Consider the following 22,861-nt stretch of genomic DNA (forward strand, 5'->3'; position numbering starts at 1 on the left):
CGCCGCGCCCGGGCGCATTGCATGCACCGCCGCACGCAGGTCCGGCGACTCACCTAGCTGCGCCAGCGCATGACAAATCCTGCCGAATTCGGCATTTGTGCCAGCGATGTGTCAACGCGAAGTTGTGTCCTTACAACTGACCTTTGAGCGCGCGGTAATCGCGCGGCGTCATACCGACGGTGGCCTTGAACTGGCGCGCGAAGGCGCTCTGGTCGGCGAACCCGCAGCGTTGCCCGATGCTGGCGATGCTGTCGTCGCCGTAGAGCAGCCGCATCGCCGATTCGATGCGCAACTTGGTCAGCAATTGCTGCGGGGTGACCTGGAACACGCGGCGGAAGTGGCGTTCCAGCTGCGCCACCGACAGCCCGGCCAGGTCGGCCAGGCTCTGCACGCGCAGGTTGTCGCCGAAGTTGGCCTGCATGTGGTCCATGACCTGGCTCAAGCGTTCGTACGCGGAATGACGGCTGTCGGGCTGGCCCAGGTCGCGCGAGATGCCGACCACGCCGATCACCTCATTGGCCTCGCACAGCGGGCGTTTGAAGGTCAGGCACCAACCCGGCAGGCGGTTGGGGTACAGGTGCACTTCAAGCTGGTTGTCGATGAGCTCGCCGCACAGCACGCGGCGGTCCTGCATCATGTAGCTGCCGCCCAGCGGCAACGGAAACACTTCCAGCGGCGAGCGGCCGATGATCTCGCTGCGCAGCTTGCGTCCCAGCCGGCGCACCAGGGTCAGGTTGCAATGGGTGTAGCGGCCCTCGCTATCCTTGATGAAGAACACCACATCCGGCAGTGCATCGAACAGCGTCTGCATTTCCAGGGCGGGCAGGTTGAGGTCCATCAGGGTCATGGTAGCGGTCACGATTAGACGGTTGCACGACGGTGCAGCCCAGCAATGATCCTAGCGCAAACGCGTGGTCGTGATTGGGGTGGTGATTGTGCGGATTTCCGCATTTTCACTTGGCATTGAACGCTAGTCGCCCGCAGGTCGGCAGTGGGAGCATGGGGCATGCACACCATCGACGTCATCGACTCCCACACGGCTGGCGAGCCTACCCGCGTTGTCCTTTCCGGTTTTCCAGATCTGGGCGATGGCGATCTGGCGCAGTGCCGCGAACGCTTTCGCAACGAGTTCGACCACTGGCGCAGCGCCATCGCGTGCGAACCGCGTGGGTCGGACACCATGGTGGGCGCCTTGTTGCTGCCCGCGCGCGACCCAGGCGCCTGCACCGGGGTGATCTTCTTCAATAATGTCGGCTACCTGGGCATGTGCGGGCACGGCACCATCGGGGTGGTCCGCACGCTGGCCGCGTTGGGGCGCATCGGGCCGGGCCAGCACCGGATCGAGACACCGGTGGGAACGGTCGGGGTGGCATTGGCCGAGGACGGCACGGTGTCGGTGGACAATGTCGAGAGCTATCGCTTTGCCAGCGGGGTGGAAGTGGAGGTGCCCGGGCATGGCCGGGTGCGCGGCGACGTGGCCTGGGGCGGCAACTGGTTCTTCATCACCGAGCATGCGCCGTGCGCGCTGGACCTGGCGCACCAGCGCGCGCTGACCGCCTATACCGAGGCGATTCGGCTGGCCCTGGAAGCGGCCGGGATCACCGGCGAGGCCGGTGGCGAGATCGACCATATCGAAGTCAACGGCGCTGCGCCCGACGGTAGCGGGGTGGCGCGCAATTTCGTGCTGTGCCCGGGGCTGGCCTATGACCGTTCGCCGTGCGGCACCGGCACCAGCGCCAAGCTGGCCTGCCTGGCGGCGGACGGCAAGTTGGCCGAAGGCGAGCGCTGGGTGCAGCAAGGCATTCTGGGCAGCGCCTTCGAAGGCAATTATCGGCTGAGCGGGCGCGGCATCGCACCGCGCATCAGTGGGCGGGCGTACATCACCGCGCGCGCGCAACTGGTGATCGACCCGGCGGACCCGTTCGCCTGGGGCATCGTGGCCTGATGGAACCCCAGCGGCCCGCGCCGGTGCTTGCGTCGGTCACGCCGCCTGGCGCAGCACTGTCTGCTGCGATGGCAGGGACTGTTGCTGCAACCCACGCGTCGGCAGCGGCGCCTGGATTGGCTGCGGTTGCCGGATCCGGGTCCACTACGTCTGCCGGATACACGCGACGCAGTTACGACCTGATCGTGATCGGCGCCGGCATCGTGGGCGCCGCTTGCGCGGAAGCCGCGGCGGGCGAGGGCCTTCGCGTTGCGATCGTCGAGCCGGGGCCGATCGGCGGTGGCGCCACCGCCGCGGCGATGGGGCATTTGGTGGCGATGGACGACGACCCGGCCGAGCTGGCGTTGTCGGCGTATTCGCTGCGGCTATGGGAACGCTTTGCCACGCTCGGCGACGCCGAATTCAGCCGCTGCGGCACGCTGTGGGTGGCCCGCGATGCGCGCGAACTGGCGGCAGTGCCAGCCAAGATCGCGCGCCTGGCAACGGCCGGCCTGCATGCCGAAGCGATGGATGCCGCGCAGCTGTATGCGCTGGAGCCGCAGCTGGTGCCCGGGCTGGCTGGCGGCATGCGCGTGCCCGATGAAGCGGTGGTGTATCCGCCGCGGGTCGCGCGCCACCTGGTCGGCGCGGCCTGCACGTCCGGTGCACGCGTGTTTGCCGGCCGCCGCGTGGTGCAGCTGCAGGAGCATGCGGTGCGTCTGGACGACGGGCAGATGCTCGCCGGGCCGGTGCTGGTGGCCAGCGGTGTGGCCTTGCCGCAGCTATTGCCCGAGCTGGCATTGCGCCCGCGCAAGGGCCATTTGGTGATCACCGACCGGCACCCGGGGCTGATCCGGCATCAGCTGCTGGAACTGGGCTACGCGGATTCGGCGCATGGGGCCGACGACACCAGCGTGGCCTTCAATGTGCAACCGCGGCCCACCGGGCAGATTCTGATCGGTTCCTCGCGCCAGTTCGGCGAGCACGACCGCGAAGTCTCGATGCCGGTGTTGCAGCAGATGTTGCAGCGCGCCTTTGCGTACCTGCCGGTGCTGCGCGAGCTGCAGGCGATCCGCGTGTGGACCGGCCTGCGTCCGGCCACGCCGGACGGGCGCCCGTACTTGGGGGTGGTGCCCGGCCGACGCGATGTGTGGGTGGCCGCCGGTCATGAGGGGTTGGGGGTCACCACGGCGCTGGGGAGCGCGCGGGTGATCGTGGACAGCCTGCTCGGGCGCACCCCGGCCATCGACCCGGCGCCCTACGCACCGGCGCGTGCCGTGCAAGGCGCGCCCGCATGAGCGCAACGGTGCGTCTGCACGTGGATGGGCGCATGGTCCAGGTGCCGGCCGGTGCCAGCGTGGCGGCGGCAGTGGCGCAGGCGACGTTGCAGTTTCGGCAATCGAGCAGTGGGCAAGCGCGCGCGCCCCTGTGCGGCATGGGCGTGTGTTTCGAATGCCGCGTGCGCATCGACGGCGTGGGACAGCAACGCGCCTGCCTGGTGGACGCATGCGATGGCATGCAGGTGCGCACCGATGGCTGAGCGCGCGCTGCATTTCGATGTGTTGGTGATCGGCGCCGGCCCGGCCGGGCTGGCGGCGGCGCAGGCGGCGGCCAGCCAAGGCGTGCGCGTCGGCATGGTCGACATGCAGCCACGTACCGGCGGTCAGGTGTGGCGCAGCGATGTGCAACACGGCGGGCCGGCCGATGCGCGCGCATTGCTGCAGCAAGTGGCTGGCAATGCATCGATCACCGTGCTGACGCGCACGCAGATCTTGCTGGCGCAACCGGGCTGGCTCCTGGCCGATGGCCCCGACGGCACGCTGCAGCTGCATTACGCCGCATTGGTGCTGGCCACCGGTGCGCGCGAACTGCTGCTGCCATTCCCGGGGTGGACCTTGCCCGGCGTCACCGGTGCCGGCGCGGCGCAGGCGCTGGCCAAGCAGGGCTGGCCGCTGGCGGGCAAGCGCGTGCTGGTGGCCGGCAGTGGCCCGTTGTTGCTGGCCAGTGCGGCCACGTTGCAACGGCATGGCGCGCGCGTGCTCAGCATTCACGAACAAACCTCCCCGGCCGCCCTGCGCCAGTTCGCACTGCAGTTGTGGCGCTGGCCGGGCAAGGCTGCGCAGGCGGTGGCGTTGCGCCTGCAGCTGCGTGCAGTGGCATATCGCGCCGGCAGCATCGTGATTGCCGCGCATGGCGACACGCAACTGCGCGAAGTGGAACTCGCCGGGCCCGGCGGCCGCACGCGTCTTGCCTGCGATCAACTGGCGGTGGGCTATGGCCTGGTGCCCAACACCGAACTTGCGCAATTGCTGGGTTGCCAGCTGCAAGCCTACGGCGCGCACCAGCAGGTGCAGGTGGATGCGCTGTTGCGTACCAGCGTTAACCAGGTCTTTGCCGCCGGCGAAGTCTGCGGCATCGGCGGGCGCGATTGCGCAGTGATCGAAGGGGCGATGGCCGGGCATATGGCCGCCGATGCACCGGAGGCGGCGCTGCGCCTGCAGCCACGGCGTCACGCCGCGCGTGCGTTTGCCGACCTGCTGCAGCGGCAATTCGCGCTTGACCCGCGCATCCGCACCCTGGCGCAGGCGGACACGTTGATCTGCCGCTGCGAAGACGTACCGCTGGCCGCCCTGGACAGCTTCACCGATGCGCGCGACGCCAAGCTTGCCTCGCGCTGCGGCATGGGCGCCTGCCAGGGCCGCATCTGCGGCGCTGCGCTGGCCGAGCTGGGGCGTTGCCCGCCCGATCTTTCCACCGACGCCGGCCGCCGGCCGCCGTTGTTTCCGGTCCGCCTCGCGGCGCTGGCCGACCCGTTCACTTCCGACTCGCAAGGGAAACATCCATGAGCAATGCTGCGTTCTGGCACGGCGTGCTGCCGGCCATCACCACTCCGTTCACCGCCAACGGCGAGATCGACCACGACTTCCTCGGCAAGCACGCCAATCAACTGGTGGATGCCGGTTGCACCGCGATCGTGCCGCTGGGCTCGTTGGGCGAGGCCGCGACCTTGAGCGTGGAAGACAAGCTGGCGATCCTGCGCACGCTGGTCACCGCCTTGAACGGCCGCGTGCCGGTGGTGCCGGGCATCGCCAGCCTGGCCACCGGCGAAGCGGTGGCGCTGGCCAAGGCGGCCAAGGACATTGGCTGCGGCGGCTTGATGGTGCTGCCGCCGTACGTGTATTCCACCGACTGGCGCGAAATGGGCGCGCATGTGCGCGCGGTGATCGGCGCCACCGATCTGCCGGTGATCCTGTACAACAACCCGGTCGCCTACAAGACCGATTTCGGCCCGGCGCAGATCGCCGAGCTGGCCGCCGAATTCCCGAACCTGCAGGCAGTGAAGGAATCGTCCGGTGACGTGCGCCGCTTCGCCGCGCTGCAGGAATTGCTGGGCGATCGCCTGGCGCTGCTGGTGGGCATGGACGATGCCATCGTCGAGGGCCTGAGCATGGGCGCCAAGGGCTGGATCGCCGGCCTGGTCAATGCGTATCCGAAAGAATCGGTACGCCTGTTCGAACTCGCCCGCGATGGCGGATACCCGGCGGCCAGGGAGCTTTACCACTGGTTCCTGCCGCTGCTGCGCCTGGACACGGTGCCTACGTTCGTGCAGCTGATCAAACTGGTGCAGGCCAAGGTGGGCATGGGCAGCGAGCAGGTGCGTGCGCCGCGCCTGGTGGTGGCCGGCGCCGAGCGCGATGCCGCGTTGAAGGTGATCGACCATGCCATCGCCACCGCGCCCACATTGCCTTGATGGCGCACTGATGCTGCCCTGGCCCGTCGTCGCTGTAGGTGAGCGCAGGGTGCCAGTTGTGCCGATTCGCAGCACGCGCCTTGCCTGCGCGCGCTGCGATGCGTTGGCCGATGCGGATGTGGCATCCAGTGCTGCATCCTCATCGTTTTGTTGGCCGGCCGCCAGCGCACCGAGCGCAGGTCCTGCTTCCCTGTTACCGAAGGTGCCTTCATGAACGATACGAACCACTCCATTCCCGCGGCCGCAGCCGAGATCCTGCTGGCAGGGCAATGGCAAGTCAGCCGCGCCGCCACCGGCAGCTTCCGCGCTGCCGACCCGGCCACCGGCGAACCGATCGGGCCGCACTTTCCGGTCAGTGGAGCGGACGATGTGGAAGCGGCCGTGGCGGCGGCGCAGGCAGTCGCGGCGGAGTTGGCGGCCGCACCGGTGGAGCGGATCGCTGCCTTTCTGGAGAGCTACGCCGACGCGCTGGATGCCGACGCCGATACCCTGGTCGCGCTGGCGCATGCCGAGACGGCGCTGCCGGCGCCCACACGCTTGCGCGGTAACGAACTGCCGCGCACCAGCGGACAACTGCGGCAGGCCGCACAGGCCGTGCGCAGCTACAGCTGGACCCAGCCCATCATCGACAGCGCGGCAGATCTGCGTTCGCACCTGGCGCCGCTGGGCAAACCGGTGCTGGTGTTCGGCCCGAACAATTTTCCGTTCGCCTTCAATGCGATTGCCGGCAGCGATTTCGCCTCGGCGATTGCCGCGCGCAACCCGGTCATTGCCAAGGCCCATCCGTTGCATCCGGCCACCAGCCAGCGCATGGCGCAGCTCGCGCATCAGGCCTTGGTCGCGGCCGGTCTGCCTGCGGCGGCGGTGCAACTGCTGTATCACTTCGACACTGCCATCGGCCTGCGATTGGCGGGCGATGCGCGGCTGGGCGCGATCGGATTCACTGGCAGCCGTGCCGGCGGGCTGGCACTGAAGGCGGCCGCAGACGCGGCGGGCGTGCCGTTTTATGCCGAGCTTTCCAGCGTCAACCCGGTCTTCCTGTTGCCGGGCGCGCTGGCCGAACGCGGCGACGCGCTTGCGCAGGACTTCTTCGCCTCCTGCACGCTGGGGAGCGGGCAGTTCTGCACCAATCCCGGCGTGGTGGTGGTGCCGCATGGCGCGGTTGGCGATGCGTTCGTGGCGGCCACCAAGGCGCATTTCGAAGCGGCCATGCCGATGGTGCTGTTCTCCGCCTCTGGTGTGGAAGGCGTGCAACGTGGTGTGGCGAGCCTGCGTGCCGCCGGCGCCAGCATGCTGGCCGGCGGACACACCGGCGAGGACGGCTATCGCTATGCGCCGACCTTGTTGAGCGTGGATGCGCATGCCTTCCTGGCCAACCCGCATGCCCTGCAGGCCGAAGCCTTCGGCCCGGTGAGCCTGCTGGTGCGCGCAGCCGATGTGGCGCAGATGGCACAGGTGGCTGCCGCGTTCGAAGGCAACCTGACCGGCACGTTGTACCGCGCGGCCGACGGCCGCGACGATGCCGCGTGGCAGACCATCGCGCCGGTGTTGCGCGCGCGGGTAGGGCGGTTGATCAACAGCAAGATGCCAACCGGCGTGGCCGTGAGCGCGGCGCAGAACCACGGTGGACCGTTCCCGAGCACCGGGCATCCGGGCTTCACGGCGGTGGGCATGCCCGGCGCCATCCGCCGGTTTGCCGCCTTGCACAGCTACGACGCGGTACCCGACGCACTGCTGCCCGCCGAACTGCGCCAGCGCAATCCGGGCGGCGTGGCGCGTTTGGTCGACGGGCAATGGAGCACCGCCGATCTTGGAGCCGGCGCATGAGCAGCCAGATCGGCGGGCTGTCGGTGGAGCAAGCGCGTAAGCAACTCGCGCCGTGGACACGGCGCGCCGCGCCGATCGCCACGGACGAATACGAGCGCCGCATCGAGCGTGCACGCAGCCTCATGCGCGCGCATGGCGTGGATGCGCTGTTGATCGGTGCCGGCACGTCGCTGCGCTATTTCACCGGTGTGCCGTGGGGGGCGAGCGAGCGTCTGGTGGCCCTGCTGCTGACGCTGGAGGGCGATGCGGTGTTGCTCTGCCCCATGTTCGAGGAAGGCTCGCTGGATGCGGTGCTGAAGATCCCGGTGACCAAATACCTGTGGGAAGAGCACGACGACCCGTATGCACTGGTGGTACAGGCCATGGACGAGCGCCATGCGCACGCCCTGGCGCTGGACCCGGGCATTGCGTTCGCCGTGCACACCGGCCTGCGCGCGCATCTGGGCAAGGCGATCCGTGATGCCGGCGCGATCATCGATGGCTGCCGCATGTGCAAGTCGCCGGCCGAGCTGGCATTGATGCAGCAGGCGTGCGATATGACCTTGCTGGTGCAACGGCTGGCGGCCGGTCTCGCACACGAAGGGCTCGGGACCGATGAACTGGTGCGCTTCATCGACGAGGCGCATCGCGCGCTGGGCGCCGACAACGGATCGACCTTCTGTATCGTGCAGTACGGCCACGCCACTGCGTTTCCGCACGGCATCCCGGGCGTGCAGCACCTGCGCGAGGGCGAGATGGTGTTGATCGACACCGGCTGCACCGTGCAGGGCTACCACTCCGACATCACCCGCACCTGGATCTATGGTGCGGCCAACGACGCGCAGCAGCGCATCTGGGACCTGGAGCAGGCCGCGCAGGCGGCGGCATTCGCAGCGATCCGCCCCGGCGTGGCATGCGAGGCGGTGGACCAGGCGGCACGCAAGGTGCTGGAAGCAGCCGGGCTCGGGCCCGACTACCGGCTGCCCGGGTTGCCGCATCGCACCGGTCACGGTTGCGGCCTGGCGATTCACGAAGCGCCTTACCTGGTGCGCGGCAATGCGCTGCCGTTGCAGCCGGGCATGTGTGCCAGCAACGAGCCGATGATCGTGGTGCCGGGGCAGTTCGGCGTGCGCCTGGAAGACCATTTCCACGTGACCGACGATGGCGCGCAGTGGTTCACGCCGCCGTCGGTGGCGATCGATCAACCGTTTGCGTGAGCCTGCAAAGGTTCACGCACGCGTAGGAGCGCACCCGGCGCGACGGGCATTGCCAGGTAACGCCATTCGCGCTCAGGCGCGCCCCTACCGCGGTCCTTGCATCTTGGAGTGAATGCATGAAACACCTGCGTCCTGTTGCCATCGGTCTGCTCGCCGCGGCCTTGTTCACCGCCTGCAAGCCGGCGCCACCCGCAGCGGAGCAGGCCACGCCTGCCTCCGCCTCGACCGGCGAGCAGGCTGCCAAGGCCTTCGATGCGCTGCTGGACAAGCAGTGGCAGTCCCAACTGCAGCACAACCCCGAGTTCGCCAGCATCATCGGCGACAAGCGCTACAACGACCGCTGGAGCGATTACTCGCTGGCGGCCGTGCAAGCAGAGCGCAGCGCAACGGCCGACCTGCTCCAGCAGTTCGAAGCGGTGGATGCCAAGCCGCTGGACGCGCAACGCCAGCTCAGCCTGCAGATGATGCTGGGCCAGTTGCGCGACAAGCTGGAAGGCATCGACCTGAAGACCTATGCAATGCCGCTGGAACCGATCGGCGGCATACAGTTGGCGTTGGCAGGGTACGGCGATGCCTTCCCGTTCGAAAACGCCAAGGATTACCAGGACTACATCAAGCGGCTGCAGACGATTCCGACGGTGATCGACCAGGTGATCGCGGTGTCGCGGCAGGGGGCGAAGGACGGCCTCACCCAGCCGCGTTATCTGCTCGAGCGCCTGCCCGAGCAGATCGACAAGATTGCGGCCTTGACCGGCGAGCAGAGTCCGTTCGCCTCGCCATTGAAAAAGCTCGACGCCGCCGTACCGGCCGACCAGCGCGAGGTGCTGCGCAAACAGCTGCTCGCCGCGATCGACCAACAGGTGCGCCCGGCTTACCTAAAGCTGGCCGCGTTCGTCCGCGACGAATATGCCGCGCAGGGGCGCGCGCAGGAAGGTGTCTGGTCGCTGCCCGATGGCGAGCGCCGCTACCGTTACGCCATCCACACCCAGACCACCACCGACATGGCGCCGGAGGACATCCACCAGATCGGCCTGAACGAGGTGGCGCGCATCGAAGGCGAGATGACGCAGATCGCCAAGGCGCAGGGTTTTGCGGATCTGGCCAGCTTCCGCAAGGCGGTGGAGACCGACAAGCGACACTTCGCCACCTCGGGCGAGCAGATCCTGCAGCAGTACCGCCAGTACATCGCGGCGATGGAACCGCAGCTGCCGAAGTTGTTCGGCCATCTGCCCAAGACCCCGTTGGAAGTGCAGGCGATGCCGGCCTTCCGACGCACCGCACCGGGTGCCGAATACTGGCAGAGCAATCCGGAAGGCACCAAGCCGGCGATCGTGAAGGTCAACACCAGCGACTTCGCCAGCCGCACGTTGATCAATATCGAAACCACCGCCTATCACGAAGGGGTCCCGGGTCATCACCTGCAGATCTCGCTCGCGCAGACCTTGCCGTTGCCGCCGTTCCGCCAGCAGGCCGGCTACAACGCCTATATCGAGGGTTGGGCGCTGTATGCCGAGCGCCTGGGCAAGGAGATCGGTTTCTTCAAGGACCCGTACAACGACTATGGGCGCCTGTCCGGCGAGTTGCTGCGCGCCAACCGGCTGGTGCTCGACACCGGCGTGCACTACAAGCACTGGAACCGCCAGCAGATGGTGGATTTCTTCCACGCACATCCGTCCGACGACGAACCCAGCATCCAGTCCGAAACCGATCGCTACATCGTGTGGCCCGGCCAGGCGCTGGGGTACAAGCTCGGGCAGCTGCAGATCCTGGCGCTGCGTGCGGAAGCCGAGAAAGAACTCGGCCAGCGCTTCGATGTGCGCGCCTTCCACGATGCGGTGCTGGGCGGCGGCGCGATGCCGCTGGCGCTGCTGCAGCAACGCGTGCGGCAGTGGATTGCGCAGGCCAAGGCGGCGCCGGAGGCACACCAATGAGCACCATCGGTACGTTACGCGCGAGCACATTGACGCTGCTGATTGCAGCCAGCCTGGGCGGCCTGGCCTTGCCTGCGAAAGCGGCCGAGGTCGCGGCTGCGGCCACGCAGAACACCGCAGCGGCACGCTTCAAGGCCTTGTACACACGCGAGTGGCGCTGGCGCCAGGCGCAGGCGTCCGGCGCGGTTGATGAAGACAACCAGGCCACGCAGGAGCAACAGGCCGACCATCTGCCCAAGGTCGATGTCGCCACGCAAAACCTGCGCACGGCGTATTGGCAACAGGTGTTGAAGGAACTGGATGCCATCCCGCAGGCGCAGCTGTCGGCCGAGGATCAGGTGAGTTACCAGGTGTACCGGCAGCAATTGCAGGTGTTGCTGGACCAGCAGCATTTTCGCGCCTGGGAAATGCCGTTCAACAGCGACTCGGCGTTCTGGAGCGATCTGGGCTTCAGCGCCGAAGCCAAGCTGCGCACGCGCGAGGATTACCAGCGCTATCTGAAGATGCTGGCCGACATCCCGCGCTATTTCGCCGAGCACACCGACAATATGCGCGCCGGGCTGGCGCGCGGTTTCACCCAGCCGCGGGTCACGATGACCGGGCGCGACCAATCCATCGCCGATGTGGCGCAGGCCAAAGGCGAGGCCAACCCGTTCTACGCGCCATTCAAGCAGATGCCGGCGACGCTGCCGGCCGATGTGCAGGCGCAACTGCGCCAGCAGGCGGTCAGTGTCATCCAGACACAGGTGGTGCCGGCGTACGCCAGGCTGCTGGACTTCATCCGCAATGAGTACCAGCCGCGCGCACGCACCACGCTGGCCGGCGAAGCGTTGCCGGACGGGCAGGCGTATTACCGTGCGCAGATTCGCGAGTTCACTACGCTGGACTTGAGCCCCGACCAGATCCATCAGATCGGCTTGCAGGAAGTGGCCAAGCTGCGCACGCAGATGGACCAGACCATCGCGGCCAGCGGCTTCAAGCCGCCGGCCGGACAGGCGGTGTTCCCGGCATTCCTGCACTTCCTGCGTACCGACCGCAGTTCTACGCCAAGACGCCGGAAGAGTTGCTCAAGCAGGCGGCGTGGATCGCCAAGCGCGTGGACGCCAAGGTGGGCGATTACATCGGCCGGCTGCCGCGCCGCCGCTTCGCCATCGAACCGGTGCCGCCGGAGCTGGCGCCGTTCTACACCGGCGGTCGCGGTGGGCCGGGCATCTACTTGGTCAACACCTACAACCTGCCGTCGCGGCCGCTGTACAACCTGACCGCGCTGACCTTGCACGAATCCTCGCCCGGCCACGCGTTGCAGATGCCGCTGGCGGCAGAGGCGCAGGGTTTGCCGGAGTTCCGTCGTTACAGCTACATCTCCGCGTATGGCGAAGGGTGGGCGCTATATTCGGAGTACCTGGGTCAGGAAATGGGCATGTACGACACGCCCTATGACCGGTTCGGCTACCTCACCTACCAGATGTGGCGCGCCTGCCGTTTGGTGATCGATACCGGTATCCACCACAAGGGCTGGACGCGCGAGCAGGCGCAGGCCTACCTGCGCGACAACACTGCGCTGAGCGAGCACGAAGTCACCACCGAGGTGGACCGCTATATCGCCTGGCCGGGGCAGGCACTGTCGTACTACCTGGGCGAGCTGAAGATCATCGAGTTGCGGCACAAGGCCGAAGCCGCGCTCGGCGAGAAGTTCGACATCCGTGCCTTCCACGACGCGATCCTGGAAACCGGCTCGGTGCCGCTCCCGGTGCTGGAGCAACGCATCGCCCGCTTCATCGCCGAGGGCGGGAAGTCGCCCTGGGCACAGGAGGCGTCGGAGCAATAGCAATGCTGTGAAGCCCCGCTGCCTTTGGGGCGAGAAGGCACAGTTTGCGCGCCACTGGCGCGCGTGCCTTGGAGCGCCCGCGCCGCAAGCGCGGGCCGGGGCGCAGAGCGGGGGTTGGGGTGAGGGTCCGGCGCGAAGCTGCGCAGTGTCGAAGGACACGAGGCTATGCGCGCACCCTCATCCGCCCCTCCGGGGCACCTTCTTCCGCAGGGAGAAGGGAACAGCTGCAGTAGTTGGGAACCGGCGACAACCTTTTCAATGAGGGGCACCATGGCCACACAAGGCAAGTTCCACAAGCGGCTGAGCCTGACCGACCTGACCTTCATCGGGCTGGGTTCGATCTTCGGTTCCGGGTGGTTGTTTTCGGCCAGCCACGTCTCATCGATCGCGGGGCCGGCGGGCATCGTGTCTTGGATCCTCGGCGGCATCGCGGTGCTGTTGCTTGGGCTGGTGTATTGCGAACTCGGTGCGGCATTGCCGCGCGCCGGCGGAGTGGTGCGCTACCCGGAGTATTCGCATGGCGCCTTGCTCGGCTCGCTGACCGGCTTCATCACCTTGATCGCGTTCTCCAGCCTGATCGCGATCGAAGTGGAGGCGGCGCGGCAATACGCAGCGGCGTGGTTCCCGTGGTTGAGCCAGCCGAACAGCACCCATCCCAGCGCGGCGGGTTGGCTGGTGCAGCTGGCGTTGCTGGTGCTGTTCTTCGTGCTCAACTATTTCAGCGTCAAGACCTTTGCGCTGGCCAACAACATCGTCAGCATCTTCAAGTTTCTGGTGCCGATCCTGGTGATCGTGCTGCTGATGCAGCACTTCGATGCCGGCAATCTGAGCGTGCATGGGTTCGCGCCATCGGGCATGGCAGGCGTGGAAGCGGCGATCTCGGCCGGCGGCATCATCTTCGCGTACCTGGGACTGACCCCGATCGTGTCGGTGGCCAGCGAAGTGCGCGACCCGCAGCGCAATATTCCGATTGCGCTGATCCTGTCGGTGGCGCTGTCCACGGTGATTTACGTGCTGCTGCAGCTGGCGTTCCTGGGCAGCATCCCGGCCGCGCAGCTCGCACACGGCTGGGCGGGTATCGACAAGGCCTTCTCGCTGCCGTACCACGACATCGCCTTAGCGCTGGGCATGGCGTGGCTGGCGGCACTGGTGATCTGCGATGCGATGGTCTCGCCCAGCGGCACCGGCAATATCTACATGAATGCCACGCCGCGCGTGGTGTATGGCTGGGCGCGTAGCGGTGGATTCTTGCCGGCGCTGACGCGGGTGGATCCGGCGTCGGGCATCCCGCGTCCGGCACTGTGGTTGAGCCTGGGCTTGTCGATCTTCTGGACGCTGCCGTTTCCCTCGTGGGAGACGCTGATCGGCGTGGTATCAGCGGCCCTGGTGCTGAGCTATGCGGTGGCGCCGATCACGGTGGCGGCCCTGCGCCGCAGCGCGCCGGACTTGCCGCGCCCATTTTTCGTGCGTGGCCTGCCGGTGCTGGGGCCGCTGTCGTTCATGGTGGCGGCGTTGATCGTGTACTGGTCCACCTGGCCGACCTTGTCGTGGTTGCTGGGCTTGCAGGTGCTCGCGTTCGTGCTGTATGTGCTGTACCGCCTGCCTTCGCGCGAAGGCCGCGCGCGCCTGGTGCGGCAGGTGCACGCATCGTTGTGGCTGATCGTGTTCTTCGTGCTGGTGATGCTGGTGTCGTGGGCAGGGACGTTCGGCGGACATGGCTGGATTGCGCATCCGTTCGATACGCTGGCCGTGGCGGCCATTGCGTTCTTCATTTACCACTGGGGCGCGCGCAGCGGTTTGCGCAGCGACGAGCTTGCGCTGGAGGAGGACGATGGTGAGTGAGGCGCGCCGCAGCGCACTTGGTTTGCGTCGATGGTGTGCGCTGGCCGCCTCGGTGATGCTGTTGTCCGGTGCTGTGCAGGCTGCGCCCAGCGTTGCCGATTACCAACGCTCGCTGGGGTTGCGCGAGCAGTGGATCACGCTGACGGAGAATGTCGCCTGGCCGGCGCAATGGCAGGACAATGGCAGGTTCCATTACCGCAAGACGGTGCCGGGTGGTTTTGCGTTTGTCAGTGCCGATGTGGCCACGTTGCAGAAGCAGCCGGCCTTCGATCAGGCGCGCGTGGCCCAGGGCCTGAGTGCGGCAACCGGCAAGCCCTATGCGCCGCTGCGTCTGCCGTTCGAGCAGTTCTGGTTTTCAACCGAGGGCGAACGCAGCGATGGCGCCATTGTCTTCGCACTGGACGATGCGCCCTGGCGCTGCACGCTGACCACCTACCACTGCGCACCCGATGCTCGGCTGCAGCCGGCACGCCCACGCGGTTTCGGCGTGGTGCGCGACCCGCTGGTGCCCGCCGACACCACGCCGCGTCGCTCGCCCGATGCCACGTGGGAGGTGCTGGCCGATGGTTGGAACCTGGTGTTGCGCCATGTCGCCGACGGGCAGTTTACCCGGCTCAGCAGCGACGGCCGTGCCGATGACTATTTCGATCTGGAGAGTGTTGCCTGGTCGCCGGATTCGCGGCAGCTGGCGGTGTACCGCGTGCGTCCGGGGCTGGCGCGCCGTGTCACCCGCGTCGAAGCCGCGCCTGCCGGCGGCGGGCAACCGGTGGTGCATACCCAGTTGTATCCCAAGCCGGGCGATGCGGTGGATGTGGAACGGCCGGTGCTATTTGCGCTGGACGGCACACGCCGCGACGTGGACACCGCGTTGTTCGACAACCCGTATTCGTTGTCGCCGCTGCAGTGGCGCAGCGATGGGCGCAGCGTGGCGTTCGAGTATGTGCAGCGTGGTTTTCAACGCATGCGCGTGATTTCGGTGGATGCAATCAGTGGGCGCGCGCGCGTGGCAGTCGGTGAAGACGCGCGCACCTTCGTGTATGCCGACCGCAGCTTTCGCCACGACGTAGACGGGCGTGGCGCTGAGGTGCTGTGGATTTCCGAACGTGACGGCTGGCGGCACCTGTATCTGTTCGATGGACGCAGCGGCAAGCTGAAACGCCAGCTCACCCGCGGGCCGTGGGTGGTGCGCGATGTGCTGCGCGTGGACGATGCGCAACGCCGCATCTGGTTCACGGCCAGCGGGATGGATGCGGGCAAGGATCCGTACGACCGCCAGCTCTACAGCGTGGATTTCGACGGCCGCCGGTTGACCCGCTTGACCCACGCCGAGGCCGACCACGATGTGGCGATAGCCGATGACGGCCTGCATTACGTCGATGTCTATTCGCGGCCGGACCTGCCGCCGGTGATGGAGCTGCACGCCATCGATGGCCAGCTGCTGCACACCGTGGAGCGTGGCACGATCGACAAGCTGCAGGCCGCCGGCTGGCGCGCGCCGGAGACCTTCGTGGCCAAGGGCCGCGATGGCACCACCGATATCTGGGGCATGGTGGTGCGTCCGCGCGACTACGATCCGCGCAAGACCTATCCGGTGATCGAGAACATCTATGCCGGGCCACACGATTCCTTCGTCCCCAAGACGTTCTGGCCGTTCGGTTATCACTCCGGCGGCGACAAGCAGATCGGCATGCAGGCGCAGGCCGATCTGGGTTTCATCGTGGTGATGATCGACGGCATGGGGACCGCCAATCGCTCCAAGGCGTTTCATGATGTGGCGTGGAAAAATCTGGGCGATTCCGGGTTTGCCGACCGCATTGCCTGGCATCGTGCGCTGGCGGCCAAGGACCCGTCTTACGACATCAGCCGCGTCGGTATCTACGGTGCATCGGCCGGCGGGCAGAGCACGCTGGGAGCGCTCGAGCGTCATCCGGAGTTCTACAAGGTGGGCGTTGCGTTTGCCGGGTGCTACGACAACCGCATGGACAAGATCAGCTGGAACGAGCAGTGGATGGGCTGGCCGGTGGATGCGCACTATGCGCAGGCGTCTGGCGTGGCCAATGCAAGCAAGGTGCAGGGCGACCTGCTGCTGATCGTCGGCGAGCAGGACAGCAATGTGGATCCGGCGTCCACCGCACAAGTCGTCGACGCCCTGATCAAGGCCGGCAAGGAATTCGACCTGCTCACCGTGCCGGGTGGCGAGCATTCGGTCGGCCGCTCCAGCGGGCCGATCGATTACGTGCAACGTCGCCAGTACGACTTCTTCGTGCGCCATCTGCGCAACGAATCCACGCCGCACTGGAATTCCCTGCCATCGGAGGCGCAATGATGGGTTTGTTTGTTCGATTCAAGGCACAGCGGCGCGGCCGCCTCGCGGCGCTGCTGTGGTCGTTGGTGATGTTGGCCGCTAGCGCGCCGCTGCTGGCCAGTGCCGAAGAACTGCCGCGCTTGGTCACCCAGAACGGCCGCCACGCGCTGTTTGTCGATGGTGCGCCGTATACGATCCTGGCCGCGCAATTGCACAACTCCAGCGCATGGCCGGCGGTATTGCCCAAGGCATTGGACGAGGTGGTTGCCCTGCATGCCAACACGGTGGAAGCGCCGGTGTACTGGGAGCAGTTCGAGCCGGAACAGGGCCGCTTCGACACGAGCAATGTGGACGCGCTGATTGCCGGCGCCCGCAAGCGGGGCCTGCGCGTGGCCTTGCTGTGGTTCGGCAGCTGGAAGAATGGCCAGATGCATTACGTGCCGGAATGGATCAAGCGCGACGAAGCGACCTACCCGCGCATGCGCGACGCCAATGGCGAGCCGGTGGATGTGTTGTCGCCCCATGTGGCCGCCAACATGCAGGCCGATACGCGTGCGTTCACTGCGTTGATGCAGCACCTGCGCAAGGTGGATGGCGACCGCCATACCGTGATCCTGGTGCAGGTGGAAAACGAGCCGGGCGCCATCGGTACCGTGCGCGATCACGGCCCCGCAGGGGAGGCCGCGTTCGCACGACCGGTGCCGGCCCAGATTGCGCGCGCGCTGGGCAAGCCGCAGGGCAGCTGGCAGCAACTGTTCGGTGCCGAAGCAGCCGAAGCGTTCAATGCGTATGCCACCGCCGCGTATATCGAACAGGTGGCCGCCGCCGGCAAGCGTGTGTATCCGCTGCCGTTCTACGTCAACACCTGGCTGCGCTACAAGGGCAAGCGCTATCCGGGCATGGACTATCCGTCCGGCGGTGCGACGGTGAACGTCTTCGCGCTGTGGCGCGCGGCCACGCCGTCGATCGATTTCATCGGAACCGACATCTACACCAACGATTACAACGAGTACACCAAGGTCATCGGCCAGTACGCGCGGCCCGACAACCCGGCCTGGGTATCGGAAACCGGCTTCGAAGCGGCCACCGCGCCGTATCTGTTCCATGTGCTGGGGCAGGGCGGGGTGGGCTTTTCGGTGTTCGGCATGGATGGCAACCCCGACAGCGAGGCCAACCGCGCAGCGGTTGCAGCCCATGCGGCCAACTTCACACTGCTCGCGCCGATGCAGCGGATTCTGGCGCAGGCGGCCTTCGACGGCCGGCTGCAGGCGGTGACCGAGCAGCCCGGCGCGCCACAGCGGACGCTGCGCTTCGGCGACTGGGAGGCCAAGGTGTCGTTCGGTGCGCCCATGTGGGGCGATGCGCCGCCCATTCTGCCGGGCAACGACGACCACGCCGGCAGGCTGCTGGTGGCGCAACTGGGGCCGGAGGAATTTCTGGTGACCGGTATGGCGGCGCGCATTGAATTTTTCCGCGACGCGGCCGATACCCGTCATGGACAACTGTTGCGGGTGGAGCAGGGGCGGTATGTCGATGGGCGCTGGCAGATGGAAAGGCAGCTCAACGGCGACCAGACCGACTACGGCCTCAACTTCGGGCGTGTGGATGCGGCTGGCAATGTGCCCGTGGTGTTGCGGGTGCGGGTGGGTACTTACTGAGCGCGCGTGACGCGGCTGTAAGGCGGGTGTTTGGGGAATCGACGAGCTGGGCAGGACATTGCGGCTGCTGTCCGCCGGTTCTAGTGTTCCGAGCAGTGCCCCTGACACTTATTTGTTGATGCGAGTGCCAAAGCAGTAGAACGCGGTTGCCAGCTGCAAGTGTGTTGGTGGGTTGTCAACAAACGTCATCGGTTAGTTCTCAGTTTCTACAGCGGAGCCATCATGAGCATCAGCAGCATCGCCAGTTCCGGAATGCAGGTCGCCGCGCTGCGTCAGCAGGTCGCGGCCAGCAATGTAGCCCGCCAACCCGTGGACGGCAGCCCGCGTCAGTCCGTTGCCGCCAGCACCCAGGCCAATGGCGGCGCGGCGGCCAGCGTGGTCGATGCCAGCGCCGATCCATCTGCACCGGCCACCGATCTGGTGGAAGGTCTATCGGCACGCAACGACTTCCAGGCAAATGCCAACGTGTTGCGGCGCTCCGATGAGATGCTGGGTAGCTTGTTGGATGTGTTGACCTAAGCGGTTGGCCTACACGAGGACGGTCGTCGACCAGTTGCATTGTGTGCACGGCGTGTCCTGCGAGCGACAAGGATGCCGCGCACTCAAGGTCTTCGTGTTTTCTGCAGGGCCCTTGCCCGCCCACCATCGCAGGACACGCCGCAAGTACGTCCTTGTAAGCTCCGTGGCGGCATCCATGCCGCCAAGGGCCCCGCGACGGTGGGCGGGCAAGGACCGGCCAACCTGGCCGGTGCACAGCGTTTCAACAAGCAACCATCAATGCGACGCCGTCGAAAATAACCAGCCAACTCTCTGGTGCGGTGAGTGCACCGCGCACTCAAGGTCTTCGCGTTTTGCTGCAGGGCCCTTGCCCGCCCACCATCGCCGGGCATGCTGCAAGTACGTCCGTGTAAGCTCCGTGGCGGCATCCATGCCGCCAAGGGTCCCGCGACGGTGGGCGGGCAAGGACCAGTCGAGATGGTCGGTGCGCATGGTTCGGCAAAGCAACCGGCAGAGGGCTTTGCCCTTTTCCTTCGCTTTCATCAAAACCACCCGCCAACTGTCTGGTGCGGTGTCCTCGCCGATTGCGGGACCGTTGGCGGCATGGATGCCGCCATCGAGCCCCCATGGACGGGTTGACGGCGTGTCCCGCGAGCGGTGAGGGCACCGCACACGCGACGCGTCGATCTCCTCGCAACGCAGGCGCGGTGAGGGCATCACGTATTCAAATAAACAGGCGTTGATCTGGAGCGTCATACTGAAATCGCTGTACTCACAACCTCATTGCCCGTCAGTGCCCAGCACCTGTGCCGCATTTATGATATCCACGCCCTGTAGCTGTCCTAGCCAGTTGTCGAACCAGGGTTTGTGCATCGCGCCGACCACCGCCAATACCCGTGCGCCGGGTTGGTCGGCAAAGCTGGCACGCACGTTAGACACCATGCGCAGGTTGCGGATTTCCCACCCGGACACGTAGCGATAGCCGTAGTGCTCCAGCGACTCCTCGCTCAACGCAGCGCGAAAATCCACTGCAATCGCCAGCTGCTGGCTGGCAGGTAGATTGATCGCGCGGTACAATTCCAGCAGTTTGCCTTCGCTTGCCAACCGGTCTTCGTGTTCGCGCATGGTACGTGCACGCGGCGCCGCCTTGTCCCAGGCCGCCTGAATCGCCTTGCCGTAGGACACCGGATCGCCTATATCGATGTTGTCGCCGGTGTGATCGTCGGCCGAATACACACGCTGCAAACCAAGCCGTGCCGCCAGCCGCGCGGCGATCTGGTTGCTCTCGTTGGGGCGCTCCTGTGCCTTGCGCAAGCGCGCCACCAGCGCAGCATCCAGCCCGTCGCCGGCACGTTGGTCGGCGGGTGCAAGCTGTAGCCATTGCACCAACGCAGATGACGGGTCGCCGGAGGCCAGGAACAGCGCTGCCAGATGGCGACGTTGTGCCGGCATGGGCGTCTGCGGCCAGGTCTTCAATGCGCTGCGTACCTGGCCAACGGCGGCTGGCACATCCAGTCCGGTGGCACGCGCAGCGTCGGCGGTGTCCGGACAATAGTTAGTGGTGTCTTCGGGCAGATAGACCGCAGGATGCCGGCGCATCAGATCGCAGCTTTCGCCAGACAGGTTTTCGACGGTGATGATGGTGGGGCGGTAAGCAGCCAGTCGGTCTATCAGCGGTTGCAGACGCGCGGCACTGATGTCGCTGCCCTTGGGCAACTGGGATAGATGCACGCTGCCGAGTACCAGCACCTGCGTACGTGGCGCGGCCATCTCCGCATCCAGCTGCGACAGATCCACTTGCGCCTGCGCTACGCAGGGCGTGATGAGCGTCAGCAAGACGGAGCACAACATGCGATGCCGCCATGGCGCGGTCACGGCCGAACGGGATGCCGCAGCGTTGACGCCATTCGGTTCGCAAGGGACTGGGATCTGCATGACGCTCCTTGTGGAATGATCGTGTCCGCGCCACCGCAAGCGCACCCTGCGGCGGTGGACGTGCGGCGAGTGTGGCCGAGGCAGCGGGCGGCGGGCCCGGCCGGAAAGTCATGCGGTCAAATGGCAGGGGCGGCAGTGCGCCCACCCTGCGAGGTTTTTGCCTGGTGGTGAAACGTCGGTCACGGTGGGTTGCACGTGCCGCATGCAAATGGCCTGAGCGTGCGTGGCGGCAAACCTGCAGGGGAGCTCGAGCGACGCAGCGAGGCGAGCGGCAGCCACCGCGCTTGTACGCGGATATCGGGGCATTCCGCGCGCGGTGATGGCTGCTTGCAGCATCGCCCATGCCACGCTCAGTCCGGTCGCAGCGCCTCGGCCAAGCGTGCGCCGTCGGGCACGCCCAACCCGGTATTGGCGTCCCAGCCGGTGGATGCACGGAAGCCGGCGTTATCGCCGGCAACGATGTCGCGGAATGCACCCGGCCGACCGTACAGACGCGGCAACACGAAGCGGGGTTGCATGCGGTTTGCGCCGTAGATGCGTGCCAGCAAGGCCGCCCATAATGGCGCAGCGGCGCTGGTGCCGCCCATCACGGCGGGCTGCCCGTTGATCGACAGGTAGTAACCGGTCTGCGCGTCGGCATTGGCTGCCACATCGGGGACACCACGCATGCCCAACTGGCGTGACTGATGCTGCGCATTGGTGATGCGCAGACCCATCTGCCAGGCAGGGCGGGCAAAGAACCTGCTTTCTCCGCCGCCGCCGTTCGTCCAGGCTTGTTCGTTGGCGCTGTCGGCCGTTACCTGGAGCCGAGTGCCGCCGCAGGCAAGCACGAACGGGCTGGATGCCGGAAAGCAGACATTCAATCCTGGCTGCCCGTCGCTGGCGCCATCGTCGCCAGCGGCAATGCACACGGTGATGCCCATCAGTGCAGCGGCCTGAAACGCACAGTCGTACGCCTGCCGCGATTGCGGCGTCCATTGCGATTCGGTGAAGCCCCAGCTGATGCCGATGACGCCAGGAGAATGCTCTGCATCGTGGATGGCGGCGTTGATCGCCTCCAGAAAACCGTTGTCGGTGTTGGGCGCGAAATACACCACCAGTTTGGCGCCCGGCGCGATTGCCCCGGCGATCTGGATATCCATCTGCGCTTCGACATCGGCATCAGCATTGCCGCGACTGACGGTATTGGTGGCCCCGGGCAACAGCACATCGACCAGTGTCGGCATGGGCACGCGCAGCTGCGCGAAATAGGCAGCCACCTGTTCGCGTGCATAGCCGCCGCCCAATACGATGATGCCGATGCATTGACCGTGCCCGTCGTGCTCGGGAAAGCCGTAGAGCTGCGCCAACTGCGGTGGCGTGTATTGCATGATCGGACCATCCTGACTGTCGAGCGTTGTGGGCCGCACCGCGGGCGGCGAGGATGCAGTCGCCTCGGGCACGCTGGGTAGCGTCTGAGCCTGCGGGCGTGCGTCCAGCCCCAGCACGGCGGTGACGATGCCGCCCAGGGTCTGTGGAATCGATACCGGGCCGGTGCGTCCGCGATAGCGCAATGCACCATCGATATAGTCGCGCAAGCTGACCTGGAATGCGGCCTCGCATTGCTGCACGGTGCCTTCCACGATCACATTGCCGCTGTCTGCGTGCGCGTGCTCGATCGTCAAGCCATAGCTGGCGGCAAAGTCGGCAACGGCCTGCAGATCTGTCGCACTGGCAGCGAAGCGCTCGCTGAACTCCGCGCGCGTGCACGCACTCGGTAGCGTATCGGGCTGCAGTTGCAGCAGCGCATCGGCAGCGGCATTCAATGCCGGCATCCGCACCGCGAGCAGGACGCGCAGGCGTTCGTCCTGCGGCGGTCGTCCGGCTTGGATGGTGGAGGGGGCGGTACGGCGCTCACTGCCGGCCAGGATCGTGTGCATGCGGGGGAGAACTCCATTGAGGTGGGTGGGCCAACGTGGGTTGGTGCAGATCCAATGTCGCCGTCGCGTGCTGCGCGACCAGCGCGGCGCGCACGACGGCCAGCGTGTGCATTCAACGCCATGCGCGGGTTGTCCGTGCAGCGGGGTACCGCGTGCGATGGACTGCAATACGAAGCACGGACGCATCGATCGCATAGCCAACGGCCAATGGCACGCAACGGCAAGCGGTTGCAGCAAGATCAGCATC

General features: G+C 66.6%; 16 protein-coding genes and 1 pseudogene. 13 read left to right on the forward strand and 4 right to left on the reverse strand.

The window, feature by feature from the left end; all coding sequences use genetic code 11:
* Positions 1 to 130: 130 nt before the first annotated feature.
* A complete protein-coding gene (locus ACCQ00_RS09575) occupies positions 131 to 847 on the reverse strand; it encodes an AraC family transcriptional regulator (protein WP_017157083.1) in 717 nt (238 codons plus the stop codon).
* A 159-nt stretch (positions 848 to 1,006) separates the two neighbouring features.
* Here ACCQ00_RS09575 and ACCQ00_RS09580 point away from each other — a divergent pair, with 159 nt between their 5' ends.
* The 13 genes and pseudogenes from ACCQ00_RS09580 to ACCQ00_RS09640 all read left to right on the forward strand — a co-directional run bounded on the left by ACCQ00_RS09580 (position 1,007) and on the right by ACCQ00_RS09640 (position 18,781).
* Positions 1,007 to 1,945 carry a proline racemase family protein gene (locus tag ACCQ00_RS09580; protein WP_039568786.1) on the forward strand — a complete coding sequence of 313 codons (939 nt, stop codon included), beginning with the start codon at positions 1,007 to 1,009 and terminating at the stop codon, positions 1,943 to 1,945.
* Positions 1,946 to 2,061: 116 nt separating this feature from the next.
* Positions 2,062 to 3,222, forward strand: coding sequence for an NAD(P)/FAD-dependent oxidoreductase (locus ACCQ00_RS09585; RefSeq protein ID WP_099770687.1), 1,161 nt, complete (start codon positions 2,062 to 2,064; stop codon positions 3,220 to 3,222).
* Positions 3,219 to 3,464 carry a 2Fe-2S iron-sulfur cluster-binding protein gene (locus tag ACCQ00_RS09590; RefSeq protein WP_017157080.1) on the forward strand — a complete coding sequence of 82 codons (246 nt, stop codon included), beginning with the start codon at positions 3,219 to 3,221 and terminating at the stop codon, positions 3,462 to 3,464. The genes ACCQ00_RS09585 and ACCQ00_RS09590 overlap by 4 nt, the downstream gene beginning before the upstream one ends.
* On the forward strand, positions 3,457 to 4,770 hold the full coding sequence (locus ACCQ00_RS09595; protein WP_039568782.1) for an NAD(P)/FAD-dependent oxidoreductase: 1,314 nt from the start codon (positions 3,457 to 3,459) through the stop codon (positions 4,768 to 4,770). The genes ACCQ00_RS09590 and ACCQ00_RS09595 overlap by 8 nt, the downstream gene beginning before the upstream one ends.
* Complete coding sequence (locus ACCQ00_RS09600; protein WP_039568780.1) at positions 4,767 to 5,675, forward strand: dihydrodipicolinate synthase family protein; 909 nt, start codon at positions 4,767 to 4,769, stop codon at positions 5,673 to 5,675. The genes ACCQ00_RS09595 and ACCQ00_RS09600 overlap by 4 nt, the downstream gene beginning before the upstream one ends.
* A 210-nt stretch (positions 5,676 to 5,885) precedes the next feature.
* The gene (locus ACCQ00_RS09605; protein WP_039568778.1) at positions 5,886 to 7,502 is read left to right on the forward strand and encodes an aldehyde dehydrogenase family protein; all 1,617 of its coding nucleotides are present in this window, start codon (positions 5,886 to 5,888) and stop codon (positions 7,500 to 7,502) included.
* On the forward strand, positions 7,499 to 8,698 hold the full coding sequence (locus tag ACCQ00_RS09610) for a M24 family metallopeptidase (RefSeq protein WP_039568775.1): 1,200 nt from the start codon (positions 7,499 to 7,501) through the stop codon (positions 8,696 to 8,698). Before ACCQ00_RS09605 ends, ACCQ00_RS09610 begins: the two co-directional genes overlap by 4 nt.
* Positions 8,699 to 8,814: 116 nt before the next feature.
* Positions 8,815 to 10,629 carry a DUF885 domain-containing protein gene (locus tag ACCQ00_RS09615; protein ID WP_039568772.1) on the forward strand — a complete coding sequence of 605 codons (1,815 nt, stop codon included), beginning with the start codon at positions 8,815 to 8,817 and terminating at the stop codon, positions 10,627 to 10,629.
* Positions 10,626 to 12,457: pseudogene (locus ACCQ00_RS09620) on the forward strand (DUF885 domain-containing protein). The gene ACCQ00_RS09615 and the pseudogene ACCQ00_RS09620 overlap by 4 nt, the downstream one beginning before the upstream one ends.
* Positions 12,458 to 12,727: 270 nt before the next feature.
* A complete protein-coding gene (locus ACCQ00_RS09625; protein WP_039568770.1) occupies positions 12,728 to 14,299 on the forward strand; it encodes an APC family permease in 1,572 nt (523 codons plus the stop codon).
* A complete protein-coding gene (locus ACCQ00_RS09630) occupies positions 14,289 to 16,625 on the forward strand; it encodes a S9 family peptidase (RefSeq protein WP_039568767.1) in 2,337 nt (778 codons plus the stop codon). The genes ACCQ00_RS09625 and ACCQ00_RS09630 overlap by 11 nt, the downstream gene beginning before the upstream one ends.
* Positions 16,625 to 18,262, forward strand: a complete 1,638-nt coding sequence (locus ACCQ00_RS09635; protein WP_080948884.1) for a DUF5597 domain-containing protein — start codon at positions 16,625 to 16,627, stop codon at positions 18,260 to 18,262. The genes ACCQ00_RS09630 and ACCQ00_RS09635 overlap by 1 nt, the downstream gene beginning before the upstream one ends.
* A gap of 222 nt (positions 18,263 to 18,484) precedes the next feature.
* Positions 18,485 to 18,781: a hypothetical protein gene (locus ACCQ00_RS09640; protein ID WP_017154740.1), complete on the forward strand. Its 297-nt coding sequence runs from the start codon at positions 18,485 to 18,487 to the stop codon at positions 18,779 to 18,781.
* Between the two features lie 255 nt (positions 18,782 to 19,036).
* Here ACCQ00_RS09640 and ACCQ00_RS09645 read toward each other — a convergent pair whose 3' ends face one another.
* The 3 genes from ACCQ00_RS09645 to ACCQ00_RS09655 form a co-directional block, all read right to left on the reverse strand.
* Positions 19,037 to 19,516, reverse strand: coding sequence for a hypothetical protein (locus tag ACCQ00_RS09645; protein ID WP_157926050.1), 480 nt, complete (start codon positions 19,514 to 19,516; stop codon positions 19,037 to 19,039).
* 24 nt (positions 19,517 to 19,540) lie between these two features.
* A complete protein-coding gene (locus ACCQ00_RS09650) occupies positions 19,541 to 20,611 on the reverse strand; it encodes a DUF5694 domain-containing protein (RefSeq protein WP_039572356.1) in 1,071 nt (356 codons plus the stop codon).
* Between the two features lie 434 nt (positions 20,612 to 21,045).
* Complete coding sequence (locus ACCQ00_RS09655; protein ID WP_039572333.1) at positions 21,046 to 22,614, reverse strand: S53 family peptidase; 1,569 nt, start codon at positions 22,612 to 22,614, stop codon at positions 21,046 to 21,048.
* Positions 22,615 to 22,861: the final 247 nt, after the last annotated feature.

Origin of the sequence: Xanthomonas sp. NCPPB 3761 (assembly GCF_041475705.2) — a bacterium.
GTDB classification, from domain to species: domain Bacteria; phylum Pseudomonadota; class Gammaproteobacteria; order Xanthomonadales; family Xanthomonadaceae; genus Xanthomonas; species Xanthomonas phaseoli.

Excerpts from the sequence above, each read along its gene's own strand:
- ACCQ00_RS09575 (WP_017157083.1), bottom strand. The coding sequence starts at position 847 with ATGACCCTGATGGACCTCAACCTGCCCGCCCTGGAAATGCAGACGCTG.
- ACCQ00_RS09655 (WP_039572333.1), bottom strand. The coding sequence starts at position 22,614 with ATGCACACGATCCTGGCCGGCAGTGAGCGCCGTACCGCCCCCTCCACC.
- ACCQ00_RS09595 (WP_039568782.1), top strand. The coding sequence starts at position 3,457 with ATGGCTGAGCGCGCGCTGCATTTCGATGTGTTGGTGATCGGCGCCGGC.
- ACCQ00_RS09645 (WP_157926050.1), bottom strand. The coding sequence starts at position 19,516 with ATGACGCTCCAGATCAACGCCTGTTTATTTGAATACGTGATGCCCTCA.
- ACCQ00_RS09615 (WP_039568772.1), top strand. The coding sequence starts at position 8,815 with ATGAAACACCTGCGTCCTGTTGCCATCGGTCTGCTCGCCGCGGCCTTG.
- ACCQ00_RS09640 (WP_017154740.1), top strand. The coding sequence starts at position 18,485 with ATGAGCATCAGCAGCATCGCCAGTTCCGGAATGCAGGTCGCCGCGCTG.
- ACCQ00_RS09590 (WP_017157080.1), top strand. The coding sequence starts at position 3,219 with ATGAGCGCAACGGTGCGTCTGCACGTGGATGGGCGCATGGTCCAGGTG.
- ACCQ00_RS09625 (WP_039568770.1), top strand. The coding sequence starts at position 12,728 with ATGGCCACACAAGGCAAGTTCCACAAGCGGCTGAGCCTGACCGACCTG.
- ACCQ00_RS09650 (WP_039572356.1), bottom strand. The coding sequence starts at position 20,611 with ATGTTGTGCTCCGTCTTGCTGACGCTCATCACGCCCTGCGTAGCGCAG.
- ACCQ00_RS09605 (WP_039568778.1), top strand. The coding sequence starts at position 5,886 with ATGAACGATACGAACCACTCCATTCCCGCGGCCGCAGCCGAGATCCTG.
- ACCQ00_RS09610 (WP_039568775.1), top strand. The coding sequence starts at position 7,499 with ATGAGCAGCCAGATCGGCGGGCTGTCGGTGGAGCAAGCGCGTAAGCAA.
- ACCQ00_RS09600 (WP_039568780.1), top strand. The coding sequence starts at position 4,767 with ATGAGCAATGCTGCGTTCTGGCACGGCGTGCTGCCGGCCATCACCACT.
- ACCQ00_RS09635 (WP_080948884.1), top strand. The coding sequence starts at position 16,625 with ATGGGTTTGTTTGTTCGATTCAAGGCACAGCGGCGCGGCCGCCTCGCG.
- ACCQ00_RS09630 (WP_039568767.1), top strand. The coding sequence starts at position 14,289 with ATGGTGAGTGAGGCGCGCCGCAGCGCACTTGGTTTGCGTCGATGGTGT.
- ACCQ00_RS09580 (WP_039568786.1), top strand. The coding sequence starts at position 1,007 with ATGCACACCATCGACGTCATCGACTCCCACACGGCTGGCGAGCCTACC.